This window comes from Bacillus sp. SJS (assembly GCF_000732485.2).
Lineage (GTDB): Bacteria > Bacillota > Bacilli > Bacillales > Bacillaceae > Metabacillus_B > Metabacillus_B sediminis.
This window is the reverse complement of the sequence record NZ_JAQV02000003.1, coordinates 74049-93246: the sequence shown is the minus strand read 5'-3', so window position 1 is coordinate 93246 and position 19198 is coordinate 74049. Positions and strand designations below refer to the sequence as shown.

Below are 19198 nucleotides of genomic sequence, written 5' to 3'. Positions count from 1 at the left end.
AATAATTACAAGGAGTCATTTATGATAAAAACCTATAACTTCCTGCTTGAAGGCAAGCTAATCACTGTACAAGCTACTAATGTTAATCAAGGTAGAAAATTGGCAGAATTAACACTTCTAGAGATGAAACAATTACTGCCAAAATAAATGCCCAATTAAGATTAAATTCTTAGTTGGGCAGATTTTTGTTATTTAATAAGCGAGTAACTTTTTTCAAATTGTTCTTTATTGAAATATTACTCATATAGTTTTTTTAGAAGTTTCCAACATTCTTCATTACTCAGCTCTTTAACTCCTTCTAATATATCCTCATGAGTAAGTTCAATCTCGTTAAATGTTTTTCTTCGTTTAATTATGCCGTCACCCATAATTCACATCACCGGTTGTATTAATATTACATTTATTCTAATTTGAGGGTTATAATATATCAAGTATGAAAATATTGCAATAACCATAACTAATAAGATAAATGGATCTGCCGATATCATTTTGTTGTAAGGATCAAATTTAGGAGGATATTTATATGTCTGATTTACAACAACAGCAAACCGAGTCAATTAAATATTTAATGGACAACATCGAAAAAGGAAATGTTGTACTCCCAGAATTTCAACGTGATTTTGTATGGGATATAGGAAAAACCTATGAACTATTCGATTCTCTTGTAAAAGATATATTCATTGGCTCAATAATCTATGGGAAGCCATCTTTTGAGATTACTGTAAGGGAAATTGATAAACGTCCGCGAAAAGGGTCAGGTAGTAGAGCTAAATTGGATACTCATTTTTTTACTAAAGATGAAATAGAACATAAAACACAGATTAATAATTTTAGGTTAGTATTAGACGGCCAACAAAGGGCTACTTCTATATATCGCGCATTAAAAGGAGTTGATGATATATGGGTTTCTATTAAGAATGAAGAAGAATTGACTCCTGAAATTGAAGAAAAAGATTTTAAAGTTAGGACATTAGAAGAGATAGTTTATGAATTTAGTGGGACTGAAGATATTGAAAGATTATCTATTCGACTAGCTGATGCATATACAATTTCTAATGGTGACTTATTTGAAGATGAAATTAAAGAAAAATATTTTGAAGCCCTCTCTTTTCTTTCGGGGATGGATACAGTAGAAATTAAAAATTCATTTAGAAGATATTTAGTATTAATAAAAAAACTAAACGAACTTTTCGGAAGTGAAAAACTTCTATCTTATTATCTACTAAATATGAACACCGAGAAATTTGCATTGTTTTTTGAAAGAAGCAATAGTAAAGGTATTCAACTTAATTTTATAGATATTTTGGCAGCAAAACTCTATAAAGGTTTTAACTTAAGAAATGAAATAGATAAACTCCAAAACAATTATCATATTTCAGATTTCAAATTTAATAGAGAAATAATAGTTAGGACTATCTCATATATTGTTAGTAAAGGAAAAGAAGTAGATAGGACTTATATTTTGACGAACTTAAATTATAATCATTTTAATTCTTATTGGGAGCAAGTATGTGACCTCTATAAAAAAGTCATTGATTTTTTAATAAAAGAAAACTATATTATTTCTCAATCTTGGATGCCTTACGAAAATATGATAATTCCACTTTTAATTTTCCTTAAAGAATTAGATGGAAACGACTTTTCCCAGATGAATGAGAAACAGAATGAGTTCATATCCTATTGGTATTGGTCTTCAATTTTATCTCAAAGATATTCTTCCGGTACAAATGAAGTAATAATACAAGATGCCACAAATTTATCTAAAGTTGCAAGAAATGAAAAAATATTGGATAAAGGGTTCTTTAACAAGGTGAAAGTTCAAATGAATGGATTTGAAGACATACTTTCGTTCACAAAGAAAGGAAGTGCAGTTTATAAAGGAGTACTGAACCTTTTAAACTTTACGTCTAAAGGTTTTATCGACTGGAATAATTCCAGCAAATTGTCTTTTAATAGTAAATTAGAAGATCATCATATTTTTCCTAAGCAATATTTAAAGGAGAATTATGAGGATGACGAAAATGCATTATCATTGATAGACTGTGTTGCAAACAGAACCTTAATACCAAAACTAACGAATATTAGAATCGGAAAAAAAGCTCCATCAGAATACTTGCAAGACTTAAAGAAAAAAAATAATGAGCTGCATTTTAGTTTAATGAATCATTCTATTCCTGAAGAATTGTTAGATGGATTGTATGACGATTTTTATGTGGATTTTATTGAGACTAGAGCAAAACAAATTTACGAAATTATTGAAAGTAAAGTAAAAGTTAAGGAAGTACAGGTAATAGAAAACTTTTATAAAGCGCCTTCCATTAGTAGTGCAGGCAATATAAAAATATTCGGCACTTTTAGAAATAAAAAAATTGAAGCTACATTTGATAAAGAAACCGAAAAAGTTTTATACAGGGGAAAAAAGTATTCTGTATCTGCGGCAGCGATTGAAGCAAAGAAAGACTTATCTGGACAAGGAAATGCTTCTACCAACGGATGGAAATTCTGGAAGTACGTTAATGAGAATGGGGAAGAAAGATATATAGATGACCTTAGAAATAAGGTGGGATTATTAAAAATAAGTATTAAAGAATAAAATTTCTATTTTATTCTTTACAAATCCAATCACCTCGATATACACGTATCGAGGTGATTATTTATGTACTACGTTTACATCCATAAGGACAAATTAACAAAAGAAGTAGTTTATGTAGGGAAGGGCTCAAATTATAGATATTGTGGCTATAATAGTAGGTCTAATGAACATATAGCTATGATGAAGGAAAAAAAGTTAGACTACATAATATTAAAGTATTTTGATGACGAAGAAGAAGCATATAAATATGAAGAAAAAATCACAGCAGCGTATAAAAAATTCAACCAATGTAAGTTTAATATCAGCATTGGTAGAAGAATAAGCGAAGAAACAAAGATTAAATTGTCTAAAGTTTTAAGTGGAAAGAAAAGAAGTAATGAGACAAAAGATCTTATGAAAAAAAATCATGCTCGTTATAATGCTAAACAAGTAAGTTTGTACAAAGATGGAATTCTAATAAGAAGGTTCAATAGTTCAAGAGAAGCTGGAATATTTGCTTCAACCAATGGCATTTGCTCTTATGGTTGGGTTGGAAGAAGTCTGAAAACTGGAGAAATTACGAAGGTAACCAAATATTTTCCAAATCAAGGCTTTCGTTTTGTTTATGATGATGATAGAATATAGTATAAGAAAGACCAATAAATTCCTTTCAAAAACCGATAAATTCTTTGTTATTCCATTAAAAGTTATCGAAATCGATATTGATATGACAACATTCTAGAATTCAATTTGTTGATACTCTCCGACTAGTTCCGAATTCATCGCGATGGTTGCGGATAAGCTTCGTTTGGAGCATATGGCTTCTTAACCAAAAAGAAGCCAATGAACTTCTTTCAAGCTTAATATAACGGGCTGATTACCGAGAGACATCACTTCTTATTGGTTGTTATTTAAAACCGGTAAAGGGGAGGTGTCTTTTTTAATTTGGAATTTTATATTGATCAAACAAGAACTTATAGAACAAACGTTGCGTAATAGCCCTGGAAATCTCCACTTAGAATTTCACTTTTTGAAATTAGTCGGGAGCAGTTTAATAAAGGAAGACTGAAGCTTTTTATAGAATGAAAGAGCAAAGGGGTCAGGAAATCCTTATTGAAACAGAAAATTTTCACAGGTTATTTTCGATGAAAAAAATCTTAATGATCGAGGAGCGGTGAACATGATATTTTTATGCATGGGCTATTTCAACCCTGAAAAAATGGATGCACGCCCAAGAGCGGAGATTGAGGCGGTAATGAGTGAATGCCAGCCGTACATTGAGAAATTTTATGAAAGCGGTAAGGTATTGCTTGATGCCGGTCTGGAGTCAGAGACCAAAAGCTTGCGTCGTGTAAACGGTAAGGTAATGACAATAGATGGGCCTATTACAAAAATAAGAGAGAGGATAGGCAGCATATTCATTTTTGAAGCAGAAAACATGGATGAAGCAATCCAGCTAGCCTCACTTCATCCGACGACTCAAGTGAGTAAAGGAGAAGAGTTTGACTGGCACATCGAAGTCCGTCCTGTTCATTATTTAAAGAGAGACAATTGAATGACATTTAGCGGGGAGGCAAACGTTCTATTTCAGATCAAATGACAGGAGTTGTTCATCATGAGCGATTTGACACTGATTGAAACTTACAAAGCTTCCTTGAATAATTATTCTGTGGAGCAGCTTCGTTATATACCTGAGCAAGGGGTTTGGTCTATCGGTCAGATGTATGACCATTTGATTGTTGTAGCTCATGAATATTTGGACAGTGTTGAGGCTTGTGAAAAAGCTGTTGGTGATCAAAAGCAGGAAAAGACTGAGTTTGGAGTACATCTTTTTACTATTGGCGGATTTCCTCCGATTAAAATTAAATTACCTGATGAACTTAATGCTCCACCCGACAATACAAAAAGTAAAAGGGACATGATCCTTGAGCTAAATCAACTAATGATTAGAATGAAAGAATTGGAAGTGCAGGTAAAAGACTCGAACCCGAATTACAAAATCAAACATGGAGGATTTGGATGGCTGAATGCACAAGAATGGTTTTCTCTAATCGGAATGCATTTTCGTCATCATCTGCGTCAGAAGGATGAATTGGATCAAAAACTTGGTTTTGAACTGCCTGCCACTTCATTTCCCGGCGAAAAAATTTGAAGTGGAGGGCACCTTAATTTAACTAAATAAATCATGGGAACTCCATTTCAGCTTAGAGTTCCCTTTTTCCGTGAAGGCCCTGATGGAATATCAACTATTTCCTCCTCCACTCGAATTGATGCGGTTTTGTTGAGTAACCTTGTGAAAATTCCCTTCTGATATGCTTTTGTTGCCATTCCTGATTTTTTTTCCAAATAGACAGCTATTGAGCAAGTTAATAATACTGGTCCTAAAAAATATATCTCTATCACATACCCCCCCACTTTTTCACCATGAAAAGCACGACAAAACTCCCTATATCCCAACAAAATACCCCCTACTTTTCTATCATTTTACAGCATTTACATAAAATATACATATTTCATAGAGGATTTTTACAATGCGCATCTAGAATAAATAGTAGTTAAAAATATACATAGCGTCATAGGAGGAAATGAGAAAATATGAGAAGAAGAATCAGGAGATCCATTCAGCGCAGGCTGTTAAAAGCCACGTTGGCATTTACGGCAGCGGCAAGTGCTATCGTTATTTCTTTTCCAGCTGCAGCTGTGGAAGAGGGAAATGTTAAGGTTCAGCTGCTGGGAATTAACGATCTGCATGGGAAAATAGACGTGACAGGTACGCTTGCGAATGATCCGAAGAAATATGGACAGGCTGATTACCTTGCGGCTTATTTGCACCAAAGGGAAGCGACCAATCCGAACACCATTATGATGCACTCCGGTGATATGGTGGGAGGAAGCTCACCGATATCCGCTTTGCTGCAGGACGAACCGACTATTGAAATCATGGAATCCATCGGTATTGATATTGGAACGGTCGGAAATCATGAGTTTGATGAAGGGGTTCCGGAAATGAACCGCCTTATTAAAGGCGGCGATCATGTAAACGGAACAAAAGGATACGACGGAATGAACTTTCCGCTCGTCGCGGCAAATGTAAAATATAAAGATACCGGAAAATTGGTTCTTGATCCTTATAAAATCATAGAATCTGGCGGAGAAAAGATTGCCTTCATTGGCGTAGCAACGACTGCCACTCCCTCAAATGTAGTAGCATCAGCTGTAGAAAATATCGATTTTACGGATGAAGCAGAAGCGATTAATAAGTATGTTCCTGAAATCAAGAGTCAAGGTGTAAAAGCCATCGTTGTTCTTGCCCACGTTCCTGTAGAAGGAGTTGGTACTCCGACAGGGGAGCTTTCTGATTTGGCGAACAAAGTAGATGACGAGGTGGATGTCATTTATGGTGCCCACAATCATAAGAAAGCGAATGGCCTAGTAGATAATAAATTGCTCGTTCAAGCCTGGGAATACGGCAAGGCATTTGTTGATGTAGATTTAGAGATTGATCGAAATACCCATGACATTGTTAAGAAGCAGGCAGAAATCGTAGATGTCGTTCAGGAAAACATCACTCCGGACCCGGCTGTTAAAGGAATTCTTAAAAAGTATGCTGATCAAACAGGTCCAAAGCTGAATGAAGTGGTGGGAAAAACGACTGAAGCGATTGAAGGAGGCTACGGTAAAAAAGGTGCCGTGGGGGACAATGCATTGGGCAATTTAATTGCAGACGGAATGAACGATGCGATGAAGAGTGATTTTGCCCTCATGAATGGAGGAGGAATCCGCGACGTTATTAATGCGGGGGATATTACATGGGGAGAATTGTTTAACGTTCAGCCTTTTGGAAATTACCTTGTGAAAACGTCCGTTACTGGTGAAGGACTGCATGATATCGTCAATGCCCAAATTTCCTCTCAGTACGGCCCTGACTGTTCAATCGGAGGCTTCACGTACAAATGGGATGGAAAAACAAACAAAGTAACGGAATTGAAAATGGCGGATGGTTCGCCAGTTCAGGATAAAAAAGTGTATACCCTGACTGTGAATAACTATATGTATGATCACGCGGATGATAAATACCGTATCCGTGCGAACGGTACAGGAAGAACAGATGGAGCGGTAGATTTAGACGCAACCGTGAATTTTGTGAAATCCTTCAAAGAGCCTATCGCTTATAAAGCATCAGGGAGAATTTCAGAAGGTCCTGCTGGAGAAACTCCTTCAGAATGGGAAATGGAAAAGGAGCAAAGCCCTGTTGGCCGATTGATCCTGAAAAAACCGGTGAAACTTATGAAGCTTGAAAAAGACGGATCCATTACGGAAATTCGTACAGTAAATGCAAAGGAAAACCTTCGTGTGTATGGTTCTAACAGCAAATGGCATAACGTGGGCGGTAACTACTTTGTGGCCGCGGATCCCAATGCTGTACTTTATACAGGAAGAGTTTTGATTAAAGAGGACATGAAACTGTATTCTTCAAATGGACTGGTTTACCGAACGCTTAAAAAGGGAGAAGCAGTAAAAGTTTATTCTTTGGAAGAGGATAAATATCAGGTTGGGAATGGCTACTATGTAAAGAAAGACCGCAGCGCTGTATATTTTGAAGGGATGGTTTCCATTTCCGGAGATGTTTCGCTTTGGAAGGATGGAAAATCCGTAAAGACCCTGAAGAAAGACAGTATGTACCGAGTATACGGAGTAGAAGATGACCTTCTGTATGTTGGCGGCGGTTATTCGATCAAGCTTGAAGCAGGCAAGGTTTCTTACAGCAAAAACTAAAAAGGAAAACGGGGAAGGACTTCTCTCCTTCCCCATTAAAAATATTGGGGGAAACAAGATGAAAAAGAAAAACAGTTTAGTAAACCTTTCCTTGGCAGCAGCAGTCGCTTTAAGCGCGATATCACTTCCAACAGCCTTTCCTGTAGCAGCTCAAGGGGAGACAGCAGAATCCATTGTAAAGCTGCGCTTAATGGAAACAACAGACATACATACATTTGTTACAGATTATGACTATTATTCCGATCAGGCTAAGGAAACCTTTGGTTTGACGAGAACGGCAACTTTGATTGATAAAATGAGAGCAGAGGCTAAAAACTCTATCCTTGTAGACAATGGGGACTTAATCCAGGGAAATCCTCTTGGAGAATACATGGCTAAAGTGAAAGGCCTGAAAGAAGGAGACGTTCATCCGGTCTATAAAGCGATGAACCTGATGAACTATGACGCTGCAACGTATGGCAATCATGAGTTTAACTATGGTCTTGATTTCCTGAATGAAGCGGTGGATGACGCAAACTTTGCCTATGTGAACGCGAATGTATACAAAGCGGATGGAGATCAAAATCCGGATAATGATGAAAACTACTTCACTCCATATAAAATTGCAGAGAAGAAAGTAACAGATGAGTCCGGTGCAGAACAGACAATCAAAATCGGTTATATCGGTTTCGTTCCGCCGCAAATTAATACATGGGATAAAGCGAACTTGGAAGGCAAAGTCGTGACGAAGGATATCGTTAAATCCGCACAAAAATTCATTCCTGAAATGAAGCAAAAGGGCGCTGACATCATCGTTGTTCTATCCCATTCCGGACTTGATCCGGCTGCACAGAGTGACGGAGCTGAGAACGCTGTATTTGACCTGGCTACAAAGGTTTCGGATATTGATGCCATTGTTTCGGGACATCAGCACGGCCTGTTTCCTGGAGACGCGAAATATAACAATATCGATAAAATTGATAACAAAAAAGGAACCGTTAATGGCATACCAGTCGTTATGCCTAAGAACTGGGGCTCACATCTTGGCCTAATCGATATGACTCTTTCTAAAATGAACGGGAAATGGGAGGTTTCTGATTCCCAGTCAGCAGCTTCTCCAATTTATGATTCAGCTGCAAAAAAATCACTTGCCGAGCCTAAAAAAGAACTCGTCGATGCAGTAAAAGCTGAGCATGAAGGTACTCTGGAATATGTGCGGAAAGAAGTTGGACAGACTTCGGCCCCGATTAACAGCTTCTTTGCTCTTGTGAAGGATGATCCATCCGTACAGATCGTAAATGACGCACAGCGCTGGTATGCAGCTTCGAAGATGAAAGGAACAGAGAATGAAAAGCTTCCTCTTCTCTCAGCTGCAGCTCCGTTTAAAGCGGGCGGGCGCAATGGCTCCGGATATTTTACAAATATCCCAAAAGGAAAGCTGGCGATCAAAAATATCGGGGATTTGTACCTTTATGACAACACCCTTCAAATTGTGAAGCTTAAAGGCTCAGATGTAAAAGAATGGCTTGAAATGTCAGCGGGGGCATTCAATCAGGTTGACCCTTCAAAAACAGAGGAACAGCCGCTTTTAAATCCGGAATTTGCATCCTTTAATTATGATGTAATCGATGGTGTTACTTACAAGATCGATGTAACTAAACCTGCAAAATACGCACCTGACGGCAAGATTAAAAACGCTGATTCAAGCCGAATCAAAAACCTGCAGTATAATGGCAAACCGATTGACATGAATCAGGAATTTTTAGTTGCTACGAATAACTACCGTGCCAGCGGCGGAGGAAATTTCCCTGGTGTGACTCCGGACAAAATCGTTTTCAAAGCACCAGATGAAAACAGACAGGCATTGCTCCAGTATATTCAGTCAAAATCAGTGCTTGACCCAAGTGCAGACGAAAACTGGTCCTTTGCAAAAGTCGATTCGAAAGGAAAAGTGACTTTTAATTCTTCACCGGAAGCAAAAGCTTCTGTCCCGGCAGATGGTACGATTGCTTATAAAGGAGAAGAGGCTGAGGGATTTGCGGGTTATCAGCTTGATCTTTCCAGGATGAAAGAAGAGGAAGAAGCGAAAGAGAACATTGGCGAAATGGAAATCGGGATGCTTCCATCAGCAAGACTAATTGTAAAACAGCCGGTTGATATCATGAAGCGGAACGCTGATGGAACTCTTGTAAAACACCGCACGGCAGCGAAAAACGAAACCATTCGTGTTTATGGCAGCAATGATGGATGGTATAACGTCGGAGGCGAGTATTTCGTTAAGAAAGATTCTCATACAGCTGCATACAAGGGCAGAATTCTTGTAATGAAAGAAACGAAGTTATACTCTTCAACTGGAATGGTTTACCGAACGCTGAAAAGAGGCGAAGCCATTAAGGTTTATAGTTCTGATGATACAAAGTATGAGGTTGGCGGTGGCTTCTATGTGAAAAAGTCCGCTGATGCCCGTTATTTTGAGGGGATCGTAACGATAAAAACGAATGTTCCGCTTGTTAAAGATGGCAGCAAAACCATCATGCTCAAAAAAGGTTTGCAATACCGTGTTTATGGAACGGAGGGCAAAAGCCTAATGATGGGCGGAGGCTACACCATCCTGCATGATTCTTCAAAGATGACTTATTCTAAAAACTGATTTTAAGACGCCTGATCCCCTCCCATGGGGCAGGCGTTTTTTAAGGTTGAATTTTGTGGTATAGAGTATAGAAGATACTAAAAGAGAGAAGGTGACAGAATGACACTAATTTTTGGACATAGAGGTGCGGCCGGGACAAGACCGGAAAATACAATGATATCATTTGAAGAGGCGATTCGTTTAGGGGCAGATGGAATTGAACTTGATGTTCATCTTAGCAAGGATCACATACCGGTTGTCATTCATGATGAAACGCTGGATCGAACGACAAATGGTTCGGGATTTGTAAAAGACTATTCAGCTGATGAAATCGTTCGTTTAGATGCAAGCTGGAAATTTGAGGAGTATAAGGAAGAAGCGAGAATACCGCTATTAAAAGAGGTTTTGGAATGGGCTTCTGCAAGCGCTGAACCATTTATCATTAATATTGAATTAAAGAACAATATGATCGAGTATTCAGGGCTTGAGGAAAAAGTAATTAACTTGGTGAAACAATTCGAATTGGATGAGCGAGTGATTTTATCATCCTTCAATCACTCAAGTATGGTTTTAGCTCTCAAAACAGAACCCAGGATTGAGACAGCCCTGCTTTACACAGACGGTATCTACAAGCCTTACGATTATGCCAGAAGAGCAGGCGCAAGGGCCATCCATCCATTAATGAGGACTGTTAAAAATGAACTAATCGACTTATCAAGGGAAAACAGTATCTCTGTCCGGCCTTTTACCGTTAATGATGAGAAGGAAATGCACATGCTATTCGAATGGGAAAGTGACGGTTTTTTTACCGATTATCCTGGAAAAGCAATTGAAATAAAGAAATCGATAAAGTAAAAGAAAGGAAGGCATCCCAGGAGGAGTGCCTTCCTTTTTATTATCTTTTGCTAAAACGCTTCTGAACCTTATTATGCTTGCGGTCCCGATAAAAAATAAATCCTGCAGTGAAACCGAGCCCTCCGATGAACAATAGGACTCCAAGAATGAATTGAACAAGCAAAGAAGGAATAGGCGGCTGAAGAATACCAAAAAAAAGATCCCGCAAGAGTTTGATCCCATAGGCAGCCATAATGCCCGGTATTAATACGATGAGTAATGCTATAATTCTGGACATCTCTGTAACCCTTTCCAATTGCTATTATTAAGTATATTTTTCGCTTTTAAAAAAGATTTGTCAAGGCAGTTCTGTGTGATATGATTGATTTGTGCAATAATTTGCAAAATAAAATGTTTAGGATGAAAAACTTTTCATGTTCAAAGGGGATCTTTATGCAAAAAGTGTTGCTTGTGGGTGCAGGTAAAGGCGGAACAGTCTTGTTGAAAATGCTCATCGAAACTAAGCTGATGAAAGTAGCGGCTGTTGCCGACATTGATAGTGAAGCTCCGGGAATCGTTTATGCAAGAGCGAAGGGAATTCCAGTGCACACCAATTGGAAAATGCTTTTCACTGAAGATATTGATGTTGTCATGGAAGCGACGGGGGACCCGCAAATCATGGACGGCCTTTTGAAGGCCAGAAGCAGCCGAACCATCATCGTTCCCTCAACCGTGGCACTGATTATATCAAGATTAATTAGAGAAAAAGAGCAGCTGATTACCAGGCTGAAAGAACAGACTGGCAAATATACGACGATTTTTGATTCAACAAATGACGGAATGATCGTAATTGATGCGAACGAAGACATCATTTTATTCAACAGAGTGGCAGAAAATGTGACAGGACACATGAGAAATCATGTGCTGGGCAGGAAAATAAGAGAGGTCATTCCTTCAACCAGGCTGCCAGAGGTTCTTTACAGCCAGGAACCGGAATATAACCAGGAGCAGGTTCTGGATAATGGGCTAAAAATCATTACAACTCGAATTCCTATTATGAATGAAGACGGGAGCCTAAGGGGAGCGCTCTCCATTTTTAAGGATATTACAGATGCCGTACAGCTTGCTGAAGAAGTTACAAATCTCCGGGAAATTGAAACGATGCTGACAGCTATCATTCAATCATCAGATGAAGCAATTTCGGTAGTGGATGAAAAAGGGAGAGGGATTCTCGTGAATCCTGCATACACCCGAATGACCGGTTTAAAGGAAGAGGACATTATTGGCCTGCCTGCTACTACTGATATTTCTGAAGGAGAGAGCATGCATCTAAGGGTGCTTCAGACGAGGCGCGCTGTTCGGGGTGTCCGGATGAAAGTGGGGAGCAGCAGCAAGGATGTTTTGGTCAATGTTGCACCAGTTATTGTTGACGGTAAGCTGAAAGGAAGCGTAGGAGTTATTCACGATGTATCTGAAATAAAGACGCTGACAACGGAATTGAGCAGAGCGCGTCAAATCATCAGAACACTTGAAGCAAAATACACCTTTTTAGATATTATCGGAGAAAGTGAAGAAATGAAGCTCGCGATTGAACAGGCGAAGCTTGGCGCCAAAACGCCTGCTACCGTTCTTCTCCGCGGAGAATCGGGAACAGGAAAAGAGCTGTTTGCTCATGCAATACATAATGAGAGTGACAGGAAATATAACAAGTTTATTAGGGTTAACTGTGCTGCTATTGCGGAAAATCTGCTTGAGAGCGAGCTTTTCGGTTACGAGGAAGGTGCATTTTCCGGTGCTAAACGGGGCGGAAAAACCGGCTTTTTTGAGGAAGCGAACAATGGAAGCATATTTCTGGACGAAATTGGAGAGCTTTCCCCGCAAATGCAGGCAAAGCTTTTGCGGGTACTTCAGGAAAAAGAAATTGTCCGCGTAGGCGGGACAAAGCCAATTCCTGTTAATGTCAGGGTAATTGCTGCTACTAATATAAAAATTGAAATGGCTATGACAGAGGGGGCTTTTCGGGAGGACCTCTATTACCGGCTGAATCGGTATCCAATTTCCATTCCTCCTCTCCGGCAGCGTAAAGGTGACATTGTCCCATTATGTGTCCATTTGATCAGGAAAATTAACCAGGATTACGGAAAGAATATTGAGGAGATCTCCCCGGAGGCTGCTCAAATTCTTCACTCACATGATTGGCCGGGAAACGTAAGGGAGCTTGAAAATATTTTGGGAAGAGCCATGATTTTTATGCACCCCTCTGAAAGGTGCATAAATGCTGTCCACCTGCCAGATTTCGTTTCGCGAAAACAGGCTCAATCCGCTTCTGGAATTGATTTGAGCCAGCCGGAAATGACTCTGTCAGAGGCAATGGAAAGGACCGAAGAAGACTTTATTAAAGCATCCCTGCAAAAATTCGAGTATAATCGGACGCGAACGGCTAAATCTTTAGGAATCTCTCTTCGAAGTCTTTATTACAAGATGGAGAAGTACGGAATTGCAAAACATAGCACGCAGTAATGTGCATAGTGTGCAATAATTTGCAGGGTTGGCTCCTCGTGTATACAGAGTTGTCAGCGTTTGTATGTTGGCATAGTTCTTGCTTAGATAAACTATGGGTGCAGAATTTTTGAAGAGGGTGATTCAAGCATGAAATTGCAAACAGTTCTCCAAAATGCAGCCGGAATACTAGGGAAAAGAGTTGCAATCGCTGCTGCAGAAGATCATGAAGTCATTGAAATGATCAGGAAGGCACTCGAACTAGGCTTAGCAGAGTTTATTCTTTTTGGAGATGAAATGAAAATTTATGCCCTGTTAGAGGGGAAAATCGGCACAAGCCATTCTATTCGGATTGTACATGCCCAGTCTCCTAAGACTGCTGCAGAAATGGCCGTAAAAGCAGTAAGAAGCAAGGAGGCCGACGTTTTAATGAAAGGCGGCTTACCAACAGCTGTATTACTGAAGGAAGTTCTGAATAAAGAATACGGCCTTCGTACAGGAAGTGTATTGTCACATGTTGCAGTTTTTGATATCCCTTCAATGGACAGGCTCCTTTTTCTGACAGATGTAGCTATGAATATGCAGCCGGATCTTCAGCAAAAGCTTCAAATTACTTCAAATGCCGTTATGGTAGCGAATAGGCTTGGGGTTGCTAACCCAAAAGTTGCTCCAATTGCCGCTGTTGAAGTAGTGAATCCTTCTATGCAGGCCACTTTGGATGCAGCCGTATTAACACAGATGAATCGCAGAGGGCAAATCGAAGGCTGTTTAATCGACGGACCAATGGCGCTGGATGTCGCAGTATCTAATGAAGCGGCCATTCATAAGGGAATTGAAAGTGAAGTAGCCGGGCAAGCAGATATTCTGCTGATGCCGAATATAGAAGCGGGCAATGTTTTTTACAAATCATTGACTTATTTTGCCCAGGCAAAGGTTGGCGGACTCATTGCAGGAGCAAAAGCTCCAATCATTTTAACGAGCCGTTCTGACACTGCTGAAAGCAAATTGTATTCCCTAGCACTAGCAATCTGTACTACGAATGAATAAATACAAATGAAAATCAGGGAGGAAACAAAGATGGAACTTTTCAAATATATGGAGCAATACGATTATGAGCAAGTGGTATTCTGCCAGGACAAGCAATCAGGTTTAAAAGCAATCATTGCGATTCATGATACGACTCTTGGACCTGCCTTAGGCGGAACACGCATGTGGACATACGAATCCGAAGAAGCAGCTGTTGAGGATGCACTTAGACTTTCACGCGGCATGACCTATAAAAATGCAGCTGCAGGATTGAATCTTGGCGGAGGAAAAACGGTTATTATTGGAGATCCGAGAAAAGATAAAAATGAAGAAATGTTCCGTGCATTCGGCCGCTACATTCAAGGGTTAAACGGAAGATACATAACTGCAGAAGATGTTGGTACAACAGTTGAAGATATGGATATTATCCATGAGGAAACGAAATTTGTTACGGGTATTTCTCCGGCATTCGGCTCTTCTGGAAATCCATCCCCTGTCACTGCATTTGGCGTATACAGAGGAATGAAGGCAGCTGCTAAAGAAGCATTCGGATCCGATTCGCTTGAAGGCAAGGTAATCGCGGTACAAGGGATAGGCAACGTAGCTTTCAATCTTTGCCGCTACCTGCATGAAGAAGGGGCACAGTTGATTGTAACAGATATAAACAAAGAAGCTGTTCAGCGTGCGGTGGAAGAATTTGGTGCGAAGGCTGTTGATCCAAATGATATTTACAGTGTGGACTGCGATATTTACGCTCCTTGTGCGCTAGGTGCAACAATAAACGACGACACGATCCCTCAGTTGAAGGCACGTGTTATCGCGGGAGCAGCAAACAATCAACTAAAAGAAACACGTCATGGAGATACCATTCATGAAATGGGAATTGTGTATGCACCGGATTACGTGATCAACGCCGGCGGAGTAATTAACGTAGCAGATGAACTTTACGGCTACAATCGCGATCGAGCTCTGAAAAAGGTTGAAGGCATATACAGCAACATTGAAAGCGTGCTTGAAATTGCGAAGCGTGACAGCATTCCGACTTATAAAGCGGCAGACCGTCTTGCGGAAGAAAGAATTGAGCGCATGAGAAATTCAAGAAGCCAATTTCTGCAGAACGGCCAGCATATCTTAAACCGCAGATAAAAGAAGCGGACTATATACGATTTGGATTTGTTTAGAAATGGAGGACATTGTTTTGCAGGAAACAGATTATCGGATATTGGTGCTCAATCCCGGATCAACCTCGACCAAAATCGGCGTGTTTGATTCCGATCGGCCCATCTTAGAGAAAACCATCAGGCACAGCACAGAGGAAATCAATGAATTTCCATCTGTCATCAGCCAATATCATTTTCGGAAAAACGCGATATTAGAAGCCATGGACGAGGAAGGGATTAACATTTCAAAGCTTTCTGCCGTATGCGGAAGAGGGGGTCTGCTCCGCCCTATAGAGGGTGGCACCTATAAGGTGAACAGCAGGATGCTGGAGGACCTGGAAAAGGGTTATGCCGGCCAGCATGCTTCCAATTTGGGCGGAATCATTGCCCATGAAATTGCTTGTGGATTAAATATTCCAGCTTTCATAGTAGATCCCGTTGTAGTGGATGAAATGGAACCCATAGCTAAAATATCCGGTATGCCTGCAATTGAACGCAAAAGCATCTTCCATGCCCTGAATCAGAAAGCGATGGCTAGAAAAGCAGCAGCGCAATACGGAAAAAAGTATGAGGAACTCAACATCATCGTGACCCATATGGGCGGCGGGATTACTGTCGGTGTCCATAAAAAAGGACGAGTTGTAGATGTAAATAATGGTCTTCACGGCGACGGGCCATTCAGTCCGGAACGTGCAGGAACTGTTCCGGCAGGAGACCTCATTTCCATGTGCTTTTCAGGAGACTATTACCGTGAAGAAGTGATGAAGAAGCTTGTAGGACAGGGCGGAATGGTTGGCTACCTTGGTACAAATGATGCTATTAAAGCGGAGAAAATGGTTGAAGATGGAGACGAAAAGGCAAAGCTTGTAATGGATGCTATGGCTTATCAGGTAGGAAAAGAAATTGGCGCGGCGAGTGCAGTATTAAAAGGAAAGGTCGACGCCATTGTTCTTACTGGAGGTCTTGCACATGGCAAACGTTTTGCCTCACTCATTTCCAGTCATGTAGATTGGATCGCGGATGTCCTTATTCTGCCGGGTGAGAATGAATTGCAGGCACTGGCTGAAGGTGCTCTTCGGGTATTAAAAAAAGAAGAACAGGCTAAAGAATATCCCGGAACGAAGAAACCGGCTAAGGTATTCGGCTAGCAGAAGGGAGTTTATTTCATGGCGACAGAATATGATCTCGTTATTGTCGGAGGAGGAACTGGCGGATATGTGGCAGCGATCCGCGCTTCTCAGCTTGGATTAAAAACAGCCATTGTTGAAAAAGGCTTGCTCGGCGGAACCTGTCTGCATGCAGGCTGTATCCCAAGCAAAGCGCTTCTCAGAAGCGCAGAGGTTTTTGCACAAACGAAGAAATCAGAAGAATTCGGGGTTTCCGTTTCTGGAGTAGAACTGAATTTTCCGCGGGTGCAGGAACGGAAACAAGGTATTGTTGATCAGCTCCATAAAGGTGTGCAGCACCTAATGAAGCAAGGGAAAATCGATGTGTATGAGGGACTTGGCCGAATTTTAGGCCCTTCTATTTTCTCGCCTATGCCTGGTACGATCTCCGTAGAGATGAATAATGGCACCGAAAATGAAATGCTGATTCCTAAAAATGTGATCGTCGCTACAGGCTCGCGTCCCCGCTCCCTCCCAGGTCTTGAAATAGACGGGGATACAGTGCTGACATCAGATGATGCACTGAAGCTGGAAAGTTTACCAGATTCCATGATCATCGTCGGAGGCGGAGTAATTGGAATAGAATGGGCTTCCATGCTGTCTGACTTCGGTGTCCAGATTACAGTGATCGAATATGCAGACCGGATTCTTCCGCTGGAGGATGCCGAAATTTCCAAAGAAATGCAGCGTCTTCTCAAGAAAAAAGGGGTCAACATTGTAACGGGAGCTAAAGTATTGCCGGAAACGTTGAAAAAAGAGAACGGGGTTTTCGTTGAAGCTGAGAAAAATGGATCCAATCAGTCATTTGAAGCCTCAAAAATGCTCGTATCTGTAGGAAGACAGGCTAATGTAGAAGGAATCGGTCTTGAAAATACGGATATTCAGGTAGAAAAGGGCTTTATTAAAGTAAATTCATACATGCAGACGAAGGAATCGCACATCTATGCGATTGGGGATGTGAACGGAGGACTTCAGCTGGCACACGTGGCATCGCATGAAGGAATTTTGGCTGTAGAGCATATAGCAAACCAAAATCCTCATCCGATTGACTATTCACTTGTCTCGAAGTGTATTTATTCCACTCCGGAAGCTGCAAGTGTAGGGTACACCGAGGAGGAAGCGAAAGAAAAAGGCTACAATGTCAAAATCGGCAAATTTTCTTTCCGTGCAATTGGAAAAGCACTAGTGTACGGGGAATCTGATGGATTTGTGAAAATCGTAGCAGATAAGGATACCGATGATCTATTAGGTGTTCATATGATCGGACCGCATGTAACCGATATGATTTCAGAAGCGGGTCTTGCGCGTGTGCTCGATGCCACTCCGTGGGAGATTGGCCGCACCATTCATCCTCATCCAACGTTATCGGAAGCAATTGGTGAAGCGGCGCTGGCCGTTGATGGAAAAGCCATCCACAGCTGATTCAAGCTTGCCTGATGTACGGTGTAAAAGCACGAGTGAAAAATACAGACTAATAGCGCCGCAACCTGCGGCCCTGAACAAACCGTCAGAGAAAAACACCATTCCGCTGATGGAAGTTATGATTAAGGAGGGATTATCATGGCTGAAAATCGTCATGCTGCACTTGGGCTTTCAGATGAGCAAGTGCTTGAAATGTACAAAACAATGGTTATGGCAAGAAAAATTGATGAGCGGATGTGGCTATTGAACCGCTCCGGGAAAATCCCGTTTGTTATTTCCTGTCAAGGGCAGGAGGCAGCACAGGTAGGAGCGGCGTACGCGCTGGACCGTGAAAAAGATTATGTTCTTCCTTATTATCGCGATATGGGTGTTGTGCTGACATTCGGAATGACGGCTAAAGATTTAATGCTTTCAGGCTTTGCGAAAGCAGAAGATCCGAACTCAGGCGGACGCCAGATGCCAGGACATTTCGGGCAGAAATCAAACCGTATTGTAACAGGTTCCTCACCGGTAACAACTCAGGTACCTCATGCAGTCGGAATCGCAATGGCGGGAAGAATGGAAAAGAAAGATATTGTGACGTTCGTAACATTTGGAGAAGGTTCCTCCAACCAGGGTGACTTCCATGAAGGAGCTAACTTTGCAGGAGTACATAAACTTCCGGTTATTTTCATGTGCGAAAATAACAAATATGCGATTTCGGTTCCATATGAGAAGCAGGTAGCGGCTAAAAATGTATCCGACCGTGCCATTGGATATGGCATGCCTGGATTTACAATTGACGGAAATGATCCGCTTGAAGTATATAAAGCAGTAAAAGAAGCAGCTGAACGCGGCCGCCGCGGAGAAGGCCCGACTCTGATTGAAACCATTTCCTACAGGCTGACTCCTCACTCCAGTGATGATGATGACAGAAGCTACAGGGAACAGGAAGAAGTAGCCGAAGCGAAAAAGAATGATCCAAATGTAAAATTCGCTGCTTACTTGAGAGAAGCAGGTGTACTTACAGATGAAGTAGAAAAAGCCATCCTGGATGAAATCATGCAGGCTGTGAATGAAGCAACTGATTATGCAGAAAATGCGGCTTATGCAGATCCTGAATCAGCAATGAAGCATGTATATGCGGAGTAAGGAG

Annotated in this window: 16 protein-coding genes; 14 read left to right on the top strand and 2 right to left on the bottom strand. The window is 40.8% G+C overall.

Annotation, left to right across the window (positions count from 1 at the left end; all coding sequences use genetic code 11):
- Window positions 1-21: 21 nt before the first annotated feature.
- From AS29_RS21865 to AS29_RS01540, 5 genes are all read left to right on the top strand, one after another.
- Complete coding sequence (locus AS29_RS21865; protein WP_269449382.1) at window positions 22-147, top strand: hypothetical protein; 126 nt, start codon at window positions 22-24, stop codon at window positions 145-147.
- Window positions 148-523: 376 nt separating this feature from the next.
- Window positions 524-2593 (top strand): GmrSD restriction endonuclease domain-containing protein, encoded by a 2070-nt coding sequence (locus AS29_RS01555; RefSeq protein WP_035404086.1) that lies wholly within the window; start codon window positions 524-526, stop codon window positions 2591-2593.
- A gap of 63 nt (window positions 2594-2656) precedes the next feature.
- Window positions 2657-3217 (top strand): hypothetical protein, encoded by a 561-nt coding sequence (locus AS29_RS01550; RefSeq protein ID WP_035404088.1) that lies wholly within the window; start codon window positions 2657-2659, stop codon window positions 3215-3217.
- Window positions 3218-3752: 535 nt separating this feature from the next.
- Window positions 3753-4127 (top strand): YciI family protein, encoded by a 375-nt coding sequence (locus AS29_RS01545; RefSeq protein ID WP_035404090.1) that lies wholly within the window; start codon window positions 3753-3755, stop codon window positions 4125-4127.
- 60 nt (window positions 4128-4187) lie between these two features.
- Window positions 4188-4724 carry a DinB family protein gene (locus tag AS29_RS01540; protein ID WP_035404093.1) on the top strand — a complete coding sequence of 179 codons (537 nt, stop codon included), beginning with the start codon at window positions 4188-4190 and terminating at the stop codon, window positions 4722-4724.
- 47 nt (window positions 4725-4771) lie between these two features.
- Here AS29_RS01540 and AS29_RS01535 read toward each other — a convergent pair whose 3' ends face one another.
- On the bottom strand, window positions 4772-5029 hold the full coding sequence (locus AS29_RS01535; RefSeq protein ID WP_035404095.1) for a hypothetical protein: 258 nt from the start codon (window positions 5027-5029) through the stop codon (window positions 4772-4774).
- Between the two features lie 138 nt (window positions 5030-5167).
- Between AS29_RS01535 and AS29_RS01530 the strand changes: the two genes are divergently transcribed.
- The 3 genes from AS29_RS01530 to AS29_RS01520 all read left to right on the top strand — a co-directional run bounded on the left by AS29_RS01530 (window position 5168) and on the right by AS29_RS01520 (window position 10811).
- Entirely contained in the window at window positions 5168-7348 is a 2181-nt protein-coding gene (locus AS29_RS01530; protein WP_051860480.1) for a bifunctional metallophosphatase/5'-nucleotidase, read from the top strand.
- A gap of 58 nt (window positions 7349-7406) precedes the next feature.
- A complete protein-coding gene (locus AS29_RS01525; RefSeq protein WP_082883701.1) occupies window positions 7407-9977 on the top strand; it encodes a bifunctional 2',3'-cyclic-nucleotide 2'-phosphodiesterase/3'-nucleotidase in 2571 nt (856 codons plus the stop codon).
- Between the two features lie 99 nt (window positions 9978-10076).
- Complete coding sequence (locus tag AS29_RS01520; RefSeq protein ID WP_035404097.1) at window positions 10077-10811, top strand: glycerophosphodiester phosphodiesterase; 735 nt, start codon at window positions 10077-10079, stop codon at window positions 10809-10811.
- Window positions 10812-10851: 40 nt separating this feature from the next.
- Here the strand turns inward: AS29_RS01520 and AS29_RS01515 are convergent, their stop codons facing one another.
- Entirely contained in the window at window positions 10852-11088 is a 237-nt protein-coding gene (locus tag AS29_RS01515) for a DUF2627 domain-containing protein (protein ID WP_035404099.1), read from the bottom strand.
- Between the two features lie 155 nt (window positions 11089-11243).
- Here AS29_RS01515 and AS29_RS01510 point away from each other — a divergent pair, with 155 nt between their 5' ends.
- The 6 genes from AS29_RS01510 (at window position 11244) to AS29_RS01485 (ending at window position 19194) form a co-directional block, all read left to right on the top strand.
- Window positions 11244-13310: a sigma-54 interaction domain-containing protein gene (locus AS29_RS01510; protein ID WP_035404101.1), complete on the top strand. Its 2067-nt coding sequence runs from the start codon at window positions 11244-11246 to the stop codon at window positions 13308-13310.
- Between the two features lie 129 nt (window positions 13311-13439).
- Window positions 13440-14336 (top strand): phosphate butyryltransferase, encoded by an 897-nt coding sequence (gene yqiS, locus AS29_RS01505; RefSeq protein WP_035404103.1) that lies wholly within the window; start codon window positions 13440-13442, stop codon window positions 14334-14336.
- Window positions 14337-14366: 30 nt separating this feature from the next.
- A complete protein-coding gene (bcd, locus tag AS29_RS01500; protein ID WP_035404106.1) occupies window positions 14367-15461 on the top strand; it encodes a branched-chain amino acid dehydrogenase in 1095 nt (364 codons plus the stop codon).
- 37 nt (window positions 15462-15498) lie between these two features.
- Window positions 15499-16623, top strand: a complete 1125-nt coding sequence (gene buk / locus AS29_RS01495) for a butyrate kinase (protein ID WP_442854509.1) — start codon at window positions 15499-15501, stop codon at window positions 16621-16623.
- 18 nt (window positions 16624-16641) lie between these two features.
- Entirely contained in the window at window positions 16642-18063 is a 1422-nt protein-coding gene (gene lpdA, locus AS29_RS01490) for a dihydrolipoyl dehydrogenase (protein WP_035404110.1), read from the top strand.
- Window positions 18064-18201: 138 nt separating this feature from the next.
- Entirely contained in the window at window positions 18202-19194 is a 993-nt protein-coding gene (locus AS29_RS01485) for a thiamine pyrophosphate-dependent dehydrogenase E1 component subunit alpha (RefSeq protein ID WP_035404112.1), read from the top strand.
- The last annotated feature ends 4 nt before the right edge of the window (window positions 19195-19198 follow it).